The following is a 17,759-nucleotide window of genomic DNA, read 5'->3' as shown; positions in this document are numbered from 1 at the left end:
CGGGTGTGCTCGCTCTGGGGTTTGGAGAATCATGGGGGCTTCTTCGCGCGCGTCCTCGCGCGAGCGGATGCTGGTCGTCGTCCTCGCTGTCGCGTTGAGCGTCACCGGCTTGCCCGTGTTCGCGTCCTCGGCTGCGGCGCAGCGTGGGCTTCCGGCCGGCGCGAGCACCGACCGGCCGAGCCAGGTGGCGGGCCACGGCGCGGGCCGCGGCCACGAGGTCACCGGCGGCGAGCCGCAGACCAGCGAACCCGCGCCCAACACCCGCCCGGAGGTGGTCGGGGCGCGGGTTCCGGCCGCCGACCCCGCCATTCCCGGGGCCGATGTGCGCGCGACGGTCAGCGAGGTGCCGAAGCGGTTCGGCGGGTTCGACCCGAACCGCTCCACTGAGGACACCGCCAAGCGCACCACGACCACCACCGAGTTCGCCAACCCCGACGGGACCCGCACGCGCCGGGTGTACGCCGGTGAGCGGTACAAGAAGGGCGCCGACGGCAAGCTCGCGCCGATCGACACCGCCCTCGTGCGGGGCGCCGACGGTCGGGCCCGGCCCAAGCACGGGTCCAAAGTCGACATCGCGGGCCGGGGTTCGGACGCCGCCCTGGTGGCGATGGACCTGGCGTCGGGCCGGGTCGAACTCGGCCTGGAGCAGTCCGCCGACGTGGCCGTCGACGCGGGTGGGCACGGGCAGGGCAAGGCGAAGTTCCGCGGCATCCGGCCCGGCGCCGACCTGGAGTTCACCACGGCAGGCTGGGGCGTCAAGGAGGACATCGTCCTGCACTCGGCGAACGCGCCGACGGTGTGGGACTTCACGCTGAAGCTGACCGGCGGACTGCGCGCCGAGGTGGACCCGAAGACCGGCGCGGTGCGGTTCGTGTCGCCGAAAGGCGTGGTCGAGGGGCTGATCCCGCCCGGGTTCATGACCGACTCGGCGATCGACCCGCGCTCTGGCGAGGGTGCCCGGTCCAACGGCGTGCGGTACAGCGTGACCAAGGAGCAGGGCCGCACCCGGCTGCGGGTGGAGATCGACGCGGCGTGGCTGGCCGACAAGGCGCGCGTGTTCCCGGTCTATGTCGACCCGACCCTGCGCGACAACGTCGACGCCGACGACACGTATGTCATGTCGAACGCCACCCCGGGCGTGAGCGCGTGGGAGACCGAGCTGAAGGCGGGCACCTGGGACGGCGGCGGCCACGTCGCGGCGTCCTACCTGCACTTCAACGAGGCATTCAACAGTCTGCGCAACCACCAGATCCTCGGCGCCTCGCTGAACGTGCACGAGATCTACTCGTATTGCTGCCCGCCCAGCGCGCGCGACCTGTACGTGTTCCGAGTGACCCAGCCGTGGGGCACCGAGGTCGACCGCTGGCCGGGCCCGGCGTTCGACTGGTCGTCCGTCGGCGTGATCAACGCCTCCTACGGCACCACGGCGGCCTGGCTGACCATCCCGCTGCTCACCGAGCCCATGACCCGCTGGGTGCACGGCGTGGAAGCGTTCCACGGCTTCCGCCTCGGCGCGTCGTACTCCGACTCCTACGGCTGGAAGCGATTCTCCTCGGCGCAGTCGCCGCAGGCGGGCAACGTGCCTTTCCTCGACATCAGCTACTCGGTGGAGGGCGCGTCCTACGCGCTGGCGACCGGCGGGTTCACCACGCAGGTGACCGGGACGACCGACGGCGTGCTGCCGGTCAACGCCACCAACTGGGGCGTGAGCACCTGGCCGACCGCGAGCAGCGGCGCGAGCACCTACGTGCTGCGGCAGTCGATCTACAACGGCGCGGGCGAGGAGATGATCTCCAAGCTCGGTTCGTCCGGCCTGGTGAACTACAGCCAGTTCAACGTGCCGTCGGCGACCGGCCCGCACCAGACGGTCAAGATCGATGTGAAGGTGCCGATGCTGCCGCCGGGCACCTACCGGACGGTGCTGGGCATGGCGCAGTCGGGGGCGCTGTGCTCCAGTGGGTGCGCGTACGCCCCGTTCGGGGATGTGCCGCGGTTCGAGGCGACGTTCACCGTGCCGAACACACCGCCGACGATCACCGCACACCACCCGGCGAACAACGCCACCGTCGACTCGCTGCGCCCGACGCTGTGGGCGGCCTACAGCGACCCGGACAACTGGCCGAACACGGGGAAGAAGTACTGGTTCGAGGCGTGCGGCGGGCCGTCGAACGCGCCGGTGCGCTGCGCGAACTCCGGTTGGCAGGACCAGCCCAACTGGACTGTCGCGAATGGACCATTCCGGTGGAGCGACGGCGGCCACTGGTACGTCAAGCTCTCGGACAACAACAGCGAGAGCGACAAACTCGGCCCCTTCCACCTTACCCCGGTGGTGCCGCAGCCGCAGATCACCTCGCGACTGGTGGGCACCGCCGACGGCGGCGACCTGGCCGGGGTGAACCCACAGGCGGGCAACTTCGGCGCCGGGGTGCTCGACGCGCAGGTGTCGGTGCCTGGCCCGCCGCTGTCGGTGCGCCGCACCTACAACTCGCAGGACCCGCGCGTCACCGGCGCCTTCGGCGCGGGCTGGACGACCTCGCTCGACCAGCGCCTGGTCGACGACGGTGACGGCTCGGGCAACGTGGTAGCCACCCTGGCCACGGGGCTGCAGTTGCGGTTCGGCCGCAACGCCGACGGCACCTTCGCCCCTCCGCCCGGGGTGAACCTGACCCTGGTGCGCACCGCGACCGACTCGACCGTGCGCGACGCGACCGGCACCCGCCGGGTGTTCGACACCGTGGGCAGGCTCACCAAGGTCGTCGACGCCTCGGGAAACACCCAGTCGCTGGTCTACGACGGCACCTCGACCCAGGTGTCGACGATCAAGGATGACATCACCGGCCGGGCGCTGCGCCTGACCTGGGCAGGCGGGCACGTCACCGCGATCGCGGCCGACCCGCCCGCCGTCGGGGCCGCCGCGCCGACCTGGGCCTACACCTACGCCGGGGACCGGCTGACCAGCGCGTGTCTGCCGCACGACCCGAACGGGTGCACCGCCTACGACTACACCGAGTCCGCGCACTACCGCTCGGCGGTGTTGGACGACAACCCGGCCGCCTACTGGACGCTGGGTGAGGCGAGCGGCTCCACGGCCAACAACCAGGCCGCCCGCACCACCGGCGAGGGCAACGGCACTTACCAGAACGTCGCCCAGGGGCAGCCGGGCGCGATCGGCGGGTCGACCGACTTCGGCGCCACGTTCGACGCCGCCAGTGGCTCGACCGTCTCCGCGCCGTCCGAGCTGCTCAGCAAGTCCATGGCCTTCGGCGTGGAGATGTGGTTCAAGGCCGAGCCCGGCAAGGCGGGCGTGCTCGCCACCGAGCAGAACACCGACATGGGCACGCCGCCGACGATGTACACGCCGCTGCTCTACGTCGCCAACGGCGGCAAGCTGCGCGGTAACCTCTGGACGACCACCGGCAGCGCGCAGATGGTGTCCGCGGGCCGGGTCGATGACGGCCAGTGGCACCACGTGGTGTTGTCGGCGGCCGTGGACACCCACACCCTGTGGCTCGACGGGCAGCAGATCGGCCAGATCACCGGGCGTCCCGTGCACCACGACTTCATGCCGAAGGTGTTGGTGGGCAACGGTTGGACGAACGTGTGGCCCGACGCGCCCGCCGGGTACTTCCCGTTCACCGGGTCGATCGACGAGGTCGCGTTCTACCAGCACGCCCTCGGCGCCAACGCGGTGCGGGCCCACCACCGGCTGCGTGCGCCGACCCACCGGCTGAGCAAGGTCACCGAGCCCGGTGGCTTCGTGGCCACCCAGGTCGGCTACGACGGGCAGGGCGGGCGCGTGACCTCGCTGACCGACCGCGCGAGCGCGACCTGGAATCTTGACCTGCCGGTCGTCGGCGACAAGGTCCGCTCGGTCACGCTGCGGTCGAGCGTGCGCAGCGACATCACCTATACCTACGACACCGAGAACGGCAACCGGATCAAGGAGCGCCGCGACGCGCTCGGCTCGACCAAGTGGGAGTACAACGCCAACGGATTCGTCCACAAGACGATCGATCCGCTGGGCTGGACGACCTACACCGACACCGACGCGCGCGGCAACATCATCCGCACCGCGCGGTGGCTGGGCCGGTGGAGCTACCGCGGCTACGCCTACTACCTCAACGCCGCCGACCCGCTCGACCCGCGCAACGACACCCTGCTCTGGCAGACCAACGGCCAGGGCTGGGGGCATGAGGAAGCGCACAAGACCAGCTACGAGGTCGACGCCGCGGGCCGTGTGGTGAAGGTGACCTACCCGAAGCCCTCGGGCGTGACGACCAGCCCGGTCGAGACGCACGCCTACGCCAACGGCACCGAGACATCGGTCGACGGCGGCAAGGTCCCGGCGGGCAAGCTGCTGCGCCACACCGACACCCGCGGCGGGATCACCCAGTACTACTACTGGAAGACCGGCGACTTTGGCAGCGTGGTCGACCCGGTCAACCTGCGCCACGAGCACGGCTACGACGCGCTCGGCCGGGTCACCCAGCGGACCGCGTCGATGAAGGTCGACGGCGCGTGGGTCTACACGGGAACGACAAGCTACGAGTACAACGCGCTCTCCCAGGTCACCAAGACCACCGAGCCGTCGGTCACCAACACCGTCACCGGCGTGGCCCACCAGCGCGTGTCGACGGTCAAGTACGACGCCGCGGCCAGGCGCGCCGAGGAGACGGTGTCCGACGCCGTCGGCGGCGACGCGCCCCGCACCACCAAGTACGGCTATGACCCGGCGGGCCGCCTCACCTCGGTCACCGGGCCGGACAACACCGTCACCCGCCAGGAATGGGACGCCGCGGGCGACCGCGTCAAGACCATCGACGCGGGCGGCCGTGTCCTCGAACACCGCTACGACGACCGCCACCTGCTGACCGAGACCACCGCCGTGGGTGCCGGGGTCGACCCGCTCGACGCCGCCAGCACCAGGCTGGTCGTGGAATCGCGCGCCTACGACGTGCTCGGCCGCGTCGCCTCGGTCGTGGACGCCCAGGGCCGCGAGCGGAAACTGACCTACCACGGCAACGGGCCGCTCAACCGCGAGATCCTGGTCAAGCGGAACGCCCAGGGCGTGGCCACGGAGGAAACCCTCGCGTGGCGCAACTACGACCACGCGGGCAACGTCGCGGACTTCTGGAGCCGGTTCGCCAGCTCGCACACCTTCGTCTACGACGACGCCAACCTGCTGCAGGCCGAGGTCGACGACAGCGGCTTCCTGCGCCGGGGCGCGACCTACGTGCGGGACGCGGCGGGCAACGTGATCTCCGAACGCAAGCACACCGGCATCGCGTTCCAGAGCCTGAGCGCGCACGCGAACTCGATGGATCCGGGCCAGCCTGACACCTCACAGATCGATGGGGTGGGCGCGCGGTTCGCCGACAACGACAAGTCCTGGACCTACCGGTTCCAGCTCCCGACGCCGTCCAACTCGCTCAGCGGCGCCACTCGGTCGTACACATCGATGAAGGTCGCGCTGCGGCTGTCGAACCAGTACCTGGTCGAGGGCAGCGCCGATGGGGTGACCTGGACCGAGTTGGCCCGCGAGACCAGGCCGATCACCGACACCTCCAACCTGGCCGAGCACGTGTTCGACCTGGCCCCGTTCATGGCGAACAAGCTGCCCCGAGTCCGGGTGCGGGACGCCAAGCCCGCCGACGGCTGGGGCGGCCGGGTGTCGTCGGTGCGCCTGGAGGCCGCCGAGGCCGCGGCCCCGACCAACTCCACCCGCTACGAATACGACGCGGCGAACCGCCAGACGGCCATCGTCGTCGAGAACCCGGGCGCCACACCGGCCGAGCTGCGTTCGGTGATCACCCGGGACCCGCGCGGCAAGATCGTCGCAGGCACCGATCCGGCGGGCGCCACCACCGACTACACCTACGACGCCGTCGGCAGGATGGTCAGCACCACGCAACCCGCCGTCGACACCTGGGTGGCCGGTGTGCGCACGCCGGGGACCCGGGCCGCGAACACGGTCGGCTACAACGCCTACGGCGACGTGACCGAACAGCGCGATCCGCTGGGCTCGGTCACCCGGACCCAGGTCGACGCCCTTGGCCGCCCGACCTCGGTGACCTCACCGGACTACACCCAGCCGGGCGGCGCGACGCTGACCGCGACCGCGACGACCCGCTATGACGAGCGGGGGCTGCCGGTCGAGGCGATCGACCCGCGCGGCGGGGTGTCGACGGTGGCCTACGACTACTTCGGCAGGCCCACCAGCCGCACCCAGCCCGACCCGGACGGCACCGGTCCCGCGCAGGCCCCAGTGTCCACTTTGGCCTATGACAGGGTCGGCCAGGTGCTGCGCGTCACCGACGCGACCGGCGCCGTCGTCGAGTCGACCTACGACGCGTTGGGCAACCCGCTCACCAACACCCGCGCCGAGCGCGTGGACGGCCAGACCGTCTACTTCACCACCAACCACGAGCGCAACAGCAAGGGCTGGCTGACCAAGACCACCACACCCACGGGCGTGCAGACCAGGTTCGGCTACAACCAGGTCGGCGAGCTCAGCGACGTGACCGGCCCGGACGGCGTGGTGACGTGGATGCAGTACGACCACGCGGGCAGGCTGCTCGACCGGATGGTCGGCGACCGCCAGGGCATCAGCCTGCGCTACGACGCGGCGGGCCGCCTGGTCAAGGAGACCGACCACACCGCGACCGGCTGGGCCGGGTTCTCCGCGCCGCTGCGCACCCGCACCTACGGCTACGACGCCGCGAGCAGGCGCACCGAGACCCTCAGCGCCGAGGGCAGGCGCACGCAGTGGGGCTACGACGCCGCGGGCCGCACCACCGCCATCACCCAGTTCGCCACGGCGAACGACCCGGTGACGGTGCAGCTCGGCTATGACGCGGCGGGGCACCGCACGCGCATGGTCGACGGCAACGGCAAAGCGACCGACTACACCTACACCCGGTGGGGTGCGCTCGAATCGATCATCGAGCCCGCCACCGCCGCGCACACCGCGGCCTCGAACCGGACCTGGACCACGACCTACGACGTCGCGGGCCGCCCGGTCAAGGACGCGCTGCCCGGCGGGGTCACCGTCGAGCGCGCCTTCGACGGACTTGGCAGACTCACCGGCGAGACCGGCGCGGGCACTGTCGCCGCGACCGCGCCGAAATCGCTGTCGTACGACGCCGCGGGCCGGATCACCCGGTTCTCGGGGCCGGGCGGGGACACCACCGTCACCTGGAACGACCGCGGCCTGCTCACCGGCACCTCGGGCGGGTCGGGCACGGCGTCGTTCGCCTACGACGGCGACGGGAGGATGGTCAACCGGACCGACAAGACGGGCACCACGACCTTCGGCTATGACACGGCGGGTCGGCTCGCGAGCACGGCCGACCCGCTGACCGGCCGCACCCTGTCCTACGGCTATGACTCGCTCAGCCGGATCACCTCGGTCGGCTACGGCGCCGGGGCGGCCACCCGCGGCTTCGAGTACGACGACCTGAGCCGCGTCACCGGGGAGAAGCTGGCCAAGCCGGACGGCACGGTTACCACGTCGACCGCCTATGCCTACGACCGCGACGACCTGATGACCGGCAAGACCGTCGCGGGCCTGACCGGAGCCGGTGGCAACACCTACGCCTACGACGGCCTCGGCAGGCTCGCATCGTGGCTCGGCCCGGACGGCGACCAGCGGACCTACGGCTGGGACAAGGCGTCCAACCGCACCACGGTGACCTCGGCGAGCGGGACCGTGACGTCGACCTTCGACGCGCGCAACCGGCTGCTGTCGACCTCGGGGCCGTCGGTGCCGACGGTCACCAACACCTACAAGGCCCGCGGCGTGCTGGCCTCGACCGAGACCCCCGCGGGCCTGGCCGAGTACCAGTTCGACGCGTTCGAGCGGCTGACCAGCGCCACCAAGGGCGGCGCGTCGGCGGCCTACGCCTACGACGCGCTTGACCGCCTGGTAACCCGAAACGGCGCCGCGTTCAGCTACGCAGGCCTCGCCAACGACCCGGTGGCCATGCCTTCGGGCGGCGGGGAGTCGCTGATCTCCCGCGACGCAGGGGGAGCCCCCGTGTCCGACCGGACCTCCGGCGGTACGACCCGATCCGTGCTGACCGAGGCGGGCCACGGCGACGTCACCGGCGCGTTCGACCCGGCCACCGGGCTGCCGGTCGCCTCGACGGCGTTCACCCCGTTCGGTGACCCGGCCTCGGTGTCGGGGGAGCGGCCCGCGCTGGGCTACCAGGCCGGGTACACCGACCCGCTGACCGGGCACGTCAACGCGCACGCGCGCTGGTACGACCCGAGCCAGTCGGTGTTCGTCTCGCGGGACACCTGGACGCTCGAACCCAGTCCGGTGGCGCAGGCGAACCGCTACACCTACGGCAACGGCAGCCCGATGAGCCACAGTGACCCCTCGGGTCATCTCGTCTGGTTCGTCCCCGTCATCCTTGTCGTCATCGGCACTGGTGCCGCGGTGGGGACCGGGGCGGTCATCGCCAACCAGATGAAGCCGTCGCAGTCGACGGTCTATGTCCCGTGGTGCACCTACGCGGGCGGGTGTGGCAACAACCGCACGCAGGCCGACAACGACTTCCGACAGAGTGAACGGAACTCGCTCACTCCACCGACTCCCAACCCTGGCACGAAGCCGACCGGAACCAAACCGAACGGAACCAAACCCGGCGGCACCAAGGGCGGCAACAACGGCAGTGGCAAGCCCAGCGGGACCCCAGGCAAGGCCGCCCCGCCGCCGCCGCCTCCGCCTCCGCCGGTCGCGGTGGTGAACAACAACAAGCAGACGCCACGTCCGTCCACGACGCAGACGCTGCCCAACACCAACCGGCCCAACCCGTCGGCGCCGCCGACCGGCACGCCCGTGGTCGTCACCGGCCTTGCCGGGCAACCGGTGGTGGGCTACCTGGTCACCGACGCCAACGGCAGCGAGGCCGCGGACTGCGGTGCGCGGTGCCAGATCGCCAATGGCATCTTCAGCCTTGGCGAATACGCGTTCAACGCGGGCGCGGACGTCGTCGGGGTCGGGGTCAACGCGCTGGAGTGCACCGTCGGCCTGCTGGAGAACAGCCAGCCGTGCAAGGACAACATCAACAGCGTCGTCGGCACGGTTGACTACGCGCTGAGCGACCCACTCGGATACGGCGGCAGCGTCCTCGACGGGGCGACCAAGGACGTTCGCGACAAGTGGAACAGCGGCAACTACGGCGGCGCCGTCGGCGCGTCGCTGGGCATGTTGGGCGATCTGCTGCTCGGCAGCCACGGCGCGGGCAACGCGCGGCACCTCGACGCGCCGAGTTGCAAGCCGGGCAAGAGCTTCATCCCGGGCACCGGGGTCCTCATGGCCGACGGCACCACCAAGCGCATCGAGGACATTCGGCCCGGCGACAAGGTGGCCGCCGCCGACCCGGAGACCGGTGAACGCGGCGCCCGGGAGGTCACCGCGACCCGGGTCGACAGCGACCTGAAGCGGCTCGTGCGGATCACCGTCGACGGCGGCGCGGTCGTCACCGCAACCGACGGCCACCCGTTCTGGTCACCCGGCCGGAGCGAGTGGGTCCGCGCCGACGAGTTGCGTCCGGGCGACGACCTGTTGACGTCGGATGGGCGCCAGGTGCTGGTCTTCGGCACCCAGTTGAGGTACCAGAACGCCACGGTGCACAACTTCACCGTCGCCGACCTGCACACCTACCACGTGCTCGCGGGCGACACCCCGGTCCTCGTGCACAACTCCGGGTGCGAGGAACTCGACGGCCAACGAGAATACGATGTGTTCGACCCGGACACCGGCAACAAGATCACCGACATCGATCACTTCGACGGCGGTGTCCTTTGGGAGGAGAAGAGCGCGTTCTACGCCGACGATTCCTGGATGGTGAAGCAGGTCGACGTGAAGCTCGCCAACTACCTCAAGGCCCGCGAGCACGTGCCCGGATACGAGAACGCGCCCATCGGGTTCCGGTTCACCAGCTCGCAGATGGACCCGAGGTTCCGTTCGGCGCTGGAGGCACACTTCGACGCGCTGCGGACGGCCTACCCGGATCTGGACCTCAGATTGGAGTTCACCGGGTGAGTTACACGTTCGAGGTGGGGCGGGAGACCGTGTGGGATCCCGCCCTGCGGATCGGGCAGCTGTACCTGTCCCTCGCCGACGCGGCGGGGGAGCGGTTCGGGGTGCCCTCCGGGCTGACCCCGCGGGCGGACGGCACCTGCGCGGTGGACGTGCCGGTGTTCCGGCGGTTCGTCGAGGCGATGATCGAGGTGCACGCGTCGACCCGGCATCCTGTGATGCACGGTCTGTTCCGGGGCGTGTTGCTCGCCTCTCTGGTCATGCTGGAGCGCGCTGACGGGGAGCTCGTCGCCAAGTCGGAGCAGGAACAGGCGCTGCTGGTCGAGGCACGTGAGTTCGGGCGCTCGATGTAGCCATGGAAGAGACGACGGTGAGGGCTCGCGCGATGGTCAAGGCTGGTCGTCCGCTGTCTGAGATCATCGCCGACTTGCGAAGCGACGAGACCTTCAACCTCACCCCGTTCAATTTCATTCACCTGATGGTCAAGGGAGTGGGCATGAGCCTCGCCGACGCGCGGGCGCTCCTGGACGACTTCGCCCCTGAGCTTGAGCCGTTGATCCCGGTGGAGGAGACGGAACGGCACGCCGAAACGATCTTCGCGCGTTACCGGTAGACGTCGCGGCCGGGGTTGACCGGCCTCAGGCAGGTCTCGCCTGGTGCGTCGCATTTGGACCCGACCAAGCTCACAGCTGGACGGTCATCGACCCGTATCTGCTCAGTGCGATTCGGTTCGGTTCGCCGGTCTTGGCGATCAGGCTGGAGACGTGCTTCTCGACCGTGCGCGGGGACAGGTGCAGTTGGTCGGCGATCTCGCGGTTGCCGAGTCGTTCGACCAGGAGGCGTAGGACTTCGAACTCGCGGACCGTGACGCCTGCCGTGCGTAGCGCCGGGGGGACCTCGTCGGTGCCCTCGCGGCGTTGGCCGACGATCGCGCCGCCCTTGCGCAATAGGGCGCGGCAGGTGCCCGCGACGACGGGGAGGTCGGTGCGGTGGAAGTGCTCCTCGGCCACGCGTAGCCAGTCCAGTGGGGTGCCCCAACCCATTTCCAGGGCGGCGGGGGCGATCAGGCGTAGGCCGAGGTGGCGGGCCATCGCGTACGGGGCGCCCATGGACATCGCCTTTGCCGCCGCCTCGGTGGCCTCGTCGGCATGACCCGACCGTCCCAAAAGGACAGATCGGGCGTACTCGGCGAACATCCGGTCCCAGCGGAGCCTGCTGGCCGGAGCCGCGGTGACGATCTCGAACTCCGCTGGGTCGAGGTCGCCGGAGATGGCTCGTAGCAACAGGTCCAGGCCGTAGCGGCCGGCGAAGTGGAACGTCGTGGGGTTCTGCTTCTCGGCGTGCAGCGCCGCCGCGCATTCCGCGCGGGCGCGGGCGTGGTCTTCCTCCATCAACGCGCAGAAAGCGCCCGCGAGGCCGTGGATGCGGGGGGCGTGCTGGGCGTTGTCACCGCCCCAGCGCCGCAGTTCTGCCAGCGCGGTGTCCATGTCGGCGCGGCGGCCGCGGTGGCCGCCGAGCACGGCGCGGTGCAGGAGCATGTACTGGGTGGTCTCCACCAGCTTGAGCCGGGTCGTCGCATCGAGCACCTGGGCGGTCAGCCGGTCGGCCTCGGCGAAGTCGCCGCGCAGGATCAGCTGCATGGCGATGTTGACCTCGGCCTGGTAGCGGGCGGTCACCGCGCCGATCCGTGAGGCCTGGTCGCGGGCCAGCTCCAGCCGGTCGATGGCCCCGTCGCGCAGCGCGTCGTCGTGGCCGAGGCGGACCAGGGCGTGCACCTCCCAGATCGGCAGGTTGTGGTCGACGGCGATGGCCCGGCTGCGTTCCAGCAGCGCGGTCGCCTCCGTCGGGTCGTGTCTGCGGGTGAGGGCGCCGAGCAGCTGCCATGCCTGGCACGCGACCGCGGGAAGATCTGTGGACTCGGCCACGAGCGCGGCCCGGCGGGCCATCTCCTCGGCTTTGCCGAGCTGGTCGGGACCCGGCACGTCGAGTTCCAAGTGTGCGGCCACGACATCGATCGGCGCGGTGTCCACCGGCGCGGCGTCGGGGCCCAGCAGCGAGCGCGCGGCGGCGACCAGGCGCAGGCCCGCGTCGCAGCGGCCCGCGTGCACCGCCACCCAGGCCAGGCGGGTGTGCAGCCGCGCGCGGCGGCGCGGGTCGAGGCCCTCGACCTCTTCGAACATGTCGACCATCGCCAGCGCGCGGTCGACCCCGCCCACCTCGGCCAGCGCGTAGAGCTGGGTCTCCATCGCGTCGGCGCGGTCGCCGGTGTCGGGGGCGAGCAGCTCACACGCCTTGGCCAGCAGCGCGACCGCCGACTGGGCCGCGCCCTGGCTCAGCGCCCGCTTGCCAGCCACCGTCCACAGCCTGCCCGCCTCCAACGGCCTGCCCGCGTCCAGCTTCAGCGCGGCGGAGAACTGGCACCACTCGCCAGGCAGCCCCGGATAGACCGCCTCGACCGCGTCGGCGACCCGCCCGGCCAGCTGCGCCCGCTCCCGCGGCGACAGCAAGGTCAGCAGCGCGTCGACGATCAGGGCGTGCTGGAAGGCGTACCAGTCGGGGACCTGGTCGTCCGGCGCGACCAGATGCGCGGCCTGGTCGCCGTGCAGGTGGCTCAGCAGGTCGCGATAGGTCAGCCTGGTCACCGCCTGCAGCACCGCCAGCGGGAAGCGGCGGCCGAGGATCGCGCTGGTCAGCAGCACCTCGCGGGCGGCGGGCTCCAGTGCCTCGACCCTGGCCGCGACGGTGCGCAGCAGCGTGGTGGGCGGGTTGGGGCGTTGTGACTCGGTGACCTGCCAGCCGCCCGCGCCGCGCACCAGCAGTCCGTTGTCGATCATCCCGTTGAGCATCTCCTCGACGCGGAACGGGTTGCCGCCGCTGCCCGCCCACAGCAGGCCCTCGACCGAGTCGGGCACCTCGTCGGCGGCCACGCCCAGCCGGGAGCCCGCCATCCGCCGCAGGTCCGCGCGGTCCAGGCGGCCCAGTTCCAGCATCGTGGCCGTGCCGCGGGCGTTGGCCGCCCTGGCCAGGCTGAGCGCTTGGCCCTGGTCGGCGCGGATGGTGCCCAGCAGCAGCGTCCGCTGGTCGGCCAGGTTGTCGATGAGGTAGTCGACGACGGCCAGTGTCTCCAGGTCCGCGTCCTGCAGGTCGTCGAGGATCATCAGGCAGCCGCGGCCGCCGGAGGCCAGCGCGGTCAGCCGCAGCACGGCCTCGGCCAGGATGACCAGCGAACCGGTCTCCCGGTCGGCGGTCGCTGGGCCGAGGTCGGGGATGAGTCCCGCAAGGATCGGGCGGTACGGGCCGAGGGCGTCGAAGTCGATGGTGTCGCCCGCCCGCAGCAGCGAGAGCAGCGCCTCGGTCAGCGACCGGTACGGCACCATCGGGCCCAGCGCGCTGCCGCGGCCGCGCAGCAGCCGCATATCCGTGCCGAACCCGAGATCGGCCGCCGCCGCGGCCAGCCGGGTCTTGCCGATGCCGCTCTCGCCGACGAGGAACAAAGCGCCGCCGCGGCCGTCACGGGCCGCGGTGAGAGCGCTCTCGATCGCCTGGAGTTCATCGTCGCGACCCACGATGCGAGACGACCGATTCACCACGAGCGGTGACAGTAGCCAAGACACGTTTGCCGGTCTAGCCACCAAACGGCAGGCTGGATGGGGCGTGATGGACCCGGATTACCGCCGAATCCATCACGCATCCGGTCTAGGGGGAGTCCCCTAGGCTGAGCCAATCGAGTGACCGACTACTTAGGGTCCTCGGGGCAGCACGTGGTGCTCGTCGGCCAGATGCCCGACAGCGTCGCCGGGTCGTCGAACGCTCCCGCCAGCGCTCCCGCCGCCGACGCGCCCGCGGTGATCACCAGACCCGCCAGTGCCGCCGCCCGCACGCCGAAGGTCACCGCGGGCAACAGCCGAAGGTAGGCCGCCCGAGCCTCCTCGCCGAGGTTGCGATCGCTGTCACCCATGTGTTCTCTCCCTTTGATCAACTGACACTTCTTCCTTGTCAACCGCGGACTGGAGCAGCAGGACCGAGGGAACCCGGTCCGCGAAGCCCAGCCGCAGCAGGCCGTATCCGATCCCGGAGACGCCGCTGAGCAGGCCGGGCGTGCTCACCCCGCCCGGCGTTCCGCTCAGCGGGCCGTACCGGGCGAGCGCGTCGAGCAAGATGGCGGTGCGGGAGCGCAGGACGGGCACGGGACAGTGGCCCGCGGCGACCAGCACGGTCAGCGCCTCGGCGATGCCGAACTCGCCGTGGCACAGGCTAAGGTCCCGCACCACCGGCCGTCCGGCGCCTGCCACCAGCGGGACCGCGGCGTCGGGCAGACCAATGGGGCCTGCTCGAAGGCCGCCTGACCCGGTCCGGTGTCCATGCTGATCTCGGTGCCGCGCGGCGTCGGTTCGATCAAGGAGCCGGTCGCCCGCGAGCGCGCCGACGGCGATCCCGGCCGCACCGGAGCACCAGCCCAGCCGCCACGCCTTGTCGCCGGGTTCCGCCGCCACCCGCGCCGCCGCCCGTGCGGCCGCGACGAACCGGGAGGTCGTGGGGTCGGTGATGTTGGCCCCGTCGGCGGCGGCAGTGCGCTTGGTCTCGACATACCGCGACAGCGCCCACGCCATTCCCGCCGCGCCGTCGGCGAAGCCGGGCGCCAGGGTGTCCTCGGCCTGCTCGACGTGGCTCGCGACGATCTCCGCGGCGGCGTCAGCGGCCCGGCCCGCGCGCCCGCAGCCGAGTTCGGCGTCGGCGGCGAGAAGCGCCGCCAGGCAGCCCGCGGTGCCGGTGTCCCAGCCGTGGGGGCCGGTGGGCGCGACCGTCAGCGCGGTCAGGTCCACCGCCTGCTCCGCCCACCGGCGGACCTCGGCATCGTCGAGCAGGTTCGACAGACGGGCCAGGGCGTAGGCGATGCCGCCGAGACCGTGTTGGCCGCCGCCACCGATGGCATGCACGAGCTGGGGGGCGCTCATGATCGTGGCGAACAGGTGGGGGACGGCGCCGATCGCGTCCCTGGCGGCCTCGCGGTAGCGGGTGATGCCGCTGGTGTCGGCCAGCTGCGCCAGGAACAGCGCCACGCCCAGATAGCCGTTGGCCAGTCCCGCGCCCATCGGCAGGACGAGCCACTGGCGGTCGTCAACGAGTTCGAGGTTGAGCCAGTTCACCCGGCCGCGGCCCGCGTGGCTCGCGGCCACGAGTTGGTCGCCGAGGCCGCAGGCGGCCACGAGCAGCCGCTCGGGATCGGCCGCGGTGCCCAGCAAAGGGCCTGCGACCGGGGCCTGGCTGTGGTGTTCGAGCACCGGACGGCGGGTGGCCAGGGTCGCCGAGACGATCCAGGCCTGGTCTCGGCGGTCGGCCTCGGCCATGACGGCGATCTTGTCCAGCGCGCAGTCCAGACCTGGGCGATCAATCTGTCCGGCCAGCGCGGTGCCGTCCGCGCTCACGACGATGGTCGAGTCCGGACGCGCGGCGAAGATCGGGACGTCACCCGCCCACAGGTCCGCGCGTTCGCGGGCGGCCACGTCCGGCCGGTCGGCGAGCGTGTCGAGCATCCGGTCCCGGTCGCGCGCGTCGCGCAGCATCGCGGGGTCGGTCGACGCGGTGAGCAGCGCGGCGTAGCCGCGGGTCGGCCGGATCACCACCCGGATCTCCAGGTCGGCGCACGCGCGCAGCAGGCCGGTGTACTCGTCGCGGTGGCGCAGGACGGCGTCGTAGGCGGTGCGGAAACCCGCGAGCAGCGCGGCTTCGTGGTCGACCGGGTCGAGTTCGCGGCCCGCGTACCGGGGGCGGTTGGACCCGCCGGTGAACTCGGGCGGGCGGCGCACCGGGCGCATCCGGTCGGTGCCCGGGTCCGCCCAGCCGACCGACGTGCCCGACCACACCGCGCCGCGGTCGCCGCCGAGGCCCGAGATGTCCACCGCGCCGTGCTCGCCGATCGCGATCACCGGCAGCAGCGCGGTCCGGTACACCGAGTCGGAAAGGGTGGCCGCCGCCGGGTCGTCGGTGCCGACCGGCGCGGGCAGCCGCGGGTGCAGCAGGGTTTCGACGTCCACCAGAACCGGCTGGTCGCCGCACGCGATCACGTTCTCGTAGTGCATGTCCGAGGCGTGCAGCAGGTGCAGCAGCATCAGCAGGGCGCCTTGCCTGCGGTAGAAGCGCTCGGCGGCGGCGATGTCGGCCAGCGGCTCGGCGGCGATGTGCTCGATCCAGCCGTGATCCGCCCCCGCCACGACCGCCGCCGCACGCAGGTCCAGGTCGGGCACGTGCCGGTTCATCCGCGCGATGAACGTGCCCAGCGCGACGTGGGTGCCCACGTCGCGGGGTCGGTAGACCACCTCGCGGCCGTCGGCGAAGACCAGCGCCGCGACCGCGCGGCCGCGGCGGTGCGGGTCGCCGAGCCGGGGGCGCAGGCCGGTGACCGGGCCGGGATCGACCCCGCCGAGCAGGTCCCGCACGATCCGGGCCCGGTCCTGGGCGAAGTGGCCGAGCAGCTCGGCGCACGCGTCGGCCGAGGTGGCGCACGCCTGCGCGAGCACTCGGGCGAGCACGGGGAACTCGGTGAACAGCGCCGCCCGGCCCGCGGGAGTGTCGATCTGCCTTACGAAGTCGGCGAACCGCTGGCCGCCGTCGGCCCCGGTGAGCAGGCCCTTCTCGGCGTGGCGGTTCAGCGTCGCGACCAGGGCCCGGCTCGCCAGGTTGACGAGATGGCTGTCGAGCCAGTCGACGTAGGACTGCCCGACCGCGTCGAGATCGACGTCCGGCGTGGCTCGGGCTGTGGCTCGGGCACACGCGGCGGTGACCAGCGGGCGGAACGGGAGCGCGAAGGCCGACTTCCACTGCTCGGGCACAGGTTGGCCGCCGCCCGCCTGGCACACGGCGCGTTCGACCGAGTCCACCCAGTCGGGGCGGGGTTCCGCGCGCTCGCCGCGGGCGAGCGCGGGCAGCCACCAGTTCGGGTCAAGGAGGTCGGCCGACCCCGGCGCGCACGGTCCGGCCGCCTGTCTGATCACAGGTGGGACCCTGGCACGGATGGGTCGTGGGGTGATAGGTAGAAGTTACCTATTTTCTGCTCTGGCGCTCTGACCTGGGGCGATCAGGGAGTGGTCTCCCATTCGGCGCCGCTGTCGGTCTCGGCGGGGTCGTCGAAGTCCTCGAACTCGTCGAGCTGCTGCTTGGTGAGTTCCGGCAGCAGCTCGCCGGTCGGCGCGGTCACCTCGACGGCCCGCTCGGACAGCGCGGCCACGGTCTGCAGGTCGAAGATGTCCCGCACGGTCAGCGCCAGCCCGGCCTCGTGCGCGCGGGCGACGACCTGGAGCGCGAGGACGCTGTCGCCACCCGCGTCGAAGAAGCCCTCGTGCGGATCGACCTGATCGCGGCCCAACGTCGCGGCGACGATGTCGGCCAGCCTGCGCTCCCGCTCCGCCCGCACCGTCTCGTCCGCGGAGATCCCTGCCGTGGCCATCGCCACCCCTTTCACTCGCGCACAACAGTGGCAGTGGTCTCTGACCGCGCGCTGACGAGTATCTGATCTTCGGGCGTCAGCGATATGCAGGCGAATTGTCAGAGCGACCTGGCAAAGTTGTCCTTGCAAGCGGGCCGGAGGTTCCCGGAAGGGGACGGAAAAGCCCAGGGAGAGGTGCCCGGAGTGGTTTATCGGGGCCGGTTTCGGCCGGCGGGTTAACGCCTACGCAGGTTCAAATCCTGCCCTCTCCGCGCAGGACAACTGATT

7 protein-coding genes and 1 tRNA gene are annotated in these 17,759 nt (G+C 71.5%); 4 read left to right on the top strand and 4 right to left on the bottom strand.

Annotated features, from left to right (window positions below):
* Positions 1-31 precede the first annotated feature (31 nt).
* The 3 genes from BN1701_RS15215 to BN1701_RS15205 are packed head-to-tail and all read left to right on the top strand — an operon-like array spanning position 32 to position 10,661.
* Complete coding sequence (locus tag BN1701_RS15215; RefSeq protein WP_082859864.1) at positions 32-10,051, top strand: polymorphic toxin-type HINT domain-containing protein; 10,020 nt, start codon at positions 32-34, stop codon at positions 10,049-10,051.
* The gene (locus BN1701_RS15210; protein ID WP_054049417.1) at positions 10,048-10,401 is read left to right on the top strand and encodes a DUF6086 family protein; all 354 of its coding nucleotides are present in this window, start codon (positions 10,048-10,050) and stop codon (positions 10,399-10,401) included. The genes BN1701_RS15215 and BN1701_RS15210 overlap by 4 nt, the downstream gene beginning before the upstream one ends.
* A gap of 2 nt (positions 10,402-10,403) precedes the next feature.
* Entirely contained in the window at positions 10,404-10,661 is a 258-nt protein-coding gene (locus tag BN1701_RS15205) for a hypothetical protein (RefSeq protein ID WP_054049414.1), read from the top strand.
* 70 nt (positions 10,662-10,731) lie between these two features.
* On the opposite strand, the gene BN1701_RS15200 is transcribed toward BN1701_RS15205, so the two are convergent.
* The 4 genes from BN1701_RS15200 to BN1701_RS15185 form a co-directional block, all read right to left on the bottom strand.
* Positions 10,732-13,614, bottom strand: a complete 2,883-nt coding sequence (locus tag BN1701_RS15200) for a helix-turn-helix transcriptional regulator (protein ID WP_197672099.1) — start codon at positions 13,612-13,614, stop codon at positions 10,732-10,734.
* A 170-nt stretch (positions 13,615-13,784) separates the two neighbouring features.
* Complete coding sequence (locus BN1701_RS15195; protein ID WP_054049410.1) at positions 13,785-14,006, bottom strand: hypothetical protein; 222 nt, start codon at positions 14,004-14,006, stop codon at positions 13,785-13,787.
* The gene (locus BN1701_RS15190; RefSeq protein ID WP_054049407.1) at positions 13,999-17,040 is read right to left on the bottom strand and encodes a type 2 lanthipeptide synthetase LanM family protein; all 3,042 of its coding nucleotides are present in this window, start codon (positions 17,038-17,040) and stop codon (positions 13,999-14,001) included. Before BN1701_RS15190 ends, BN1701_RS15195 begins: the two co-directional genes overlap by 8 nt.
* Before the next feature lie 83 nt (positions 17,041-17,123).
* The gene (locus tag BN1701_RS15185) at positions 17,124-17,492 is read right to left on the bottom strand and encodes a phosphopantetheine-binding protein (RefSeq protein WP_157368000.1); all 369 of its coding nucleotides are present in this window, start codon (positions 17,490-17,492) and stop codon (positions 17,124-17,126) included.
* 168 nt (positions 17,493-17,660) lie between these two features.
* On the opposite strand from BN1701_RS15185, the gene BN1701_RS15180 reads away from it, so the two are divergent.
* Positions 17,661-17,743, top strand: a tRNA-OTHER gene (locus BN1701_RS15180).
* The last annotated feature ends 16 nt before the right edge of the window (positions 17,744-17,759 follow it).

It is taken from the genome of Alloactinosynnema sp. L-07, assembly GCF_900070365.1.
In the GTDB taxonomy this organism is placed as follows: Bacteria; Actinomycetota; Actinomycetes; order Mycobacteriales; family Pseudonocardiaceae; genus Actinokineospora.
This window is presented reverse-complemented; position numbering and strand designations above follow the sequence as displayed.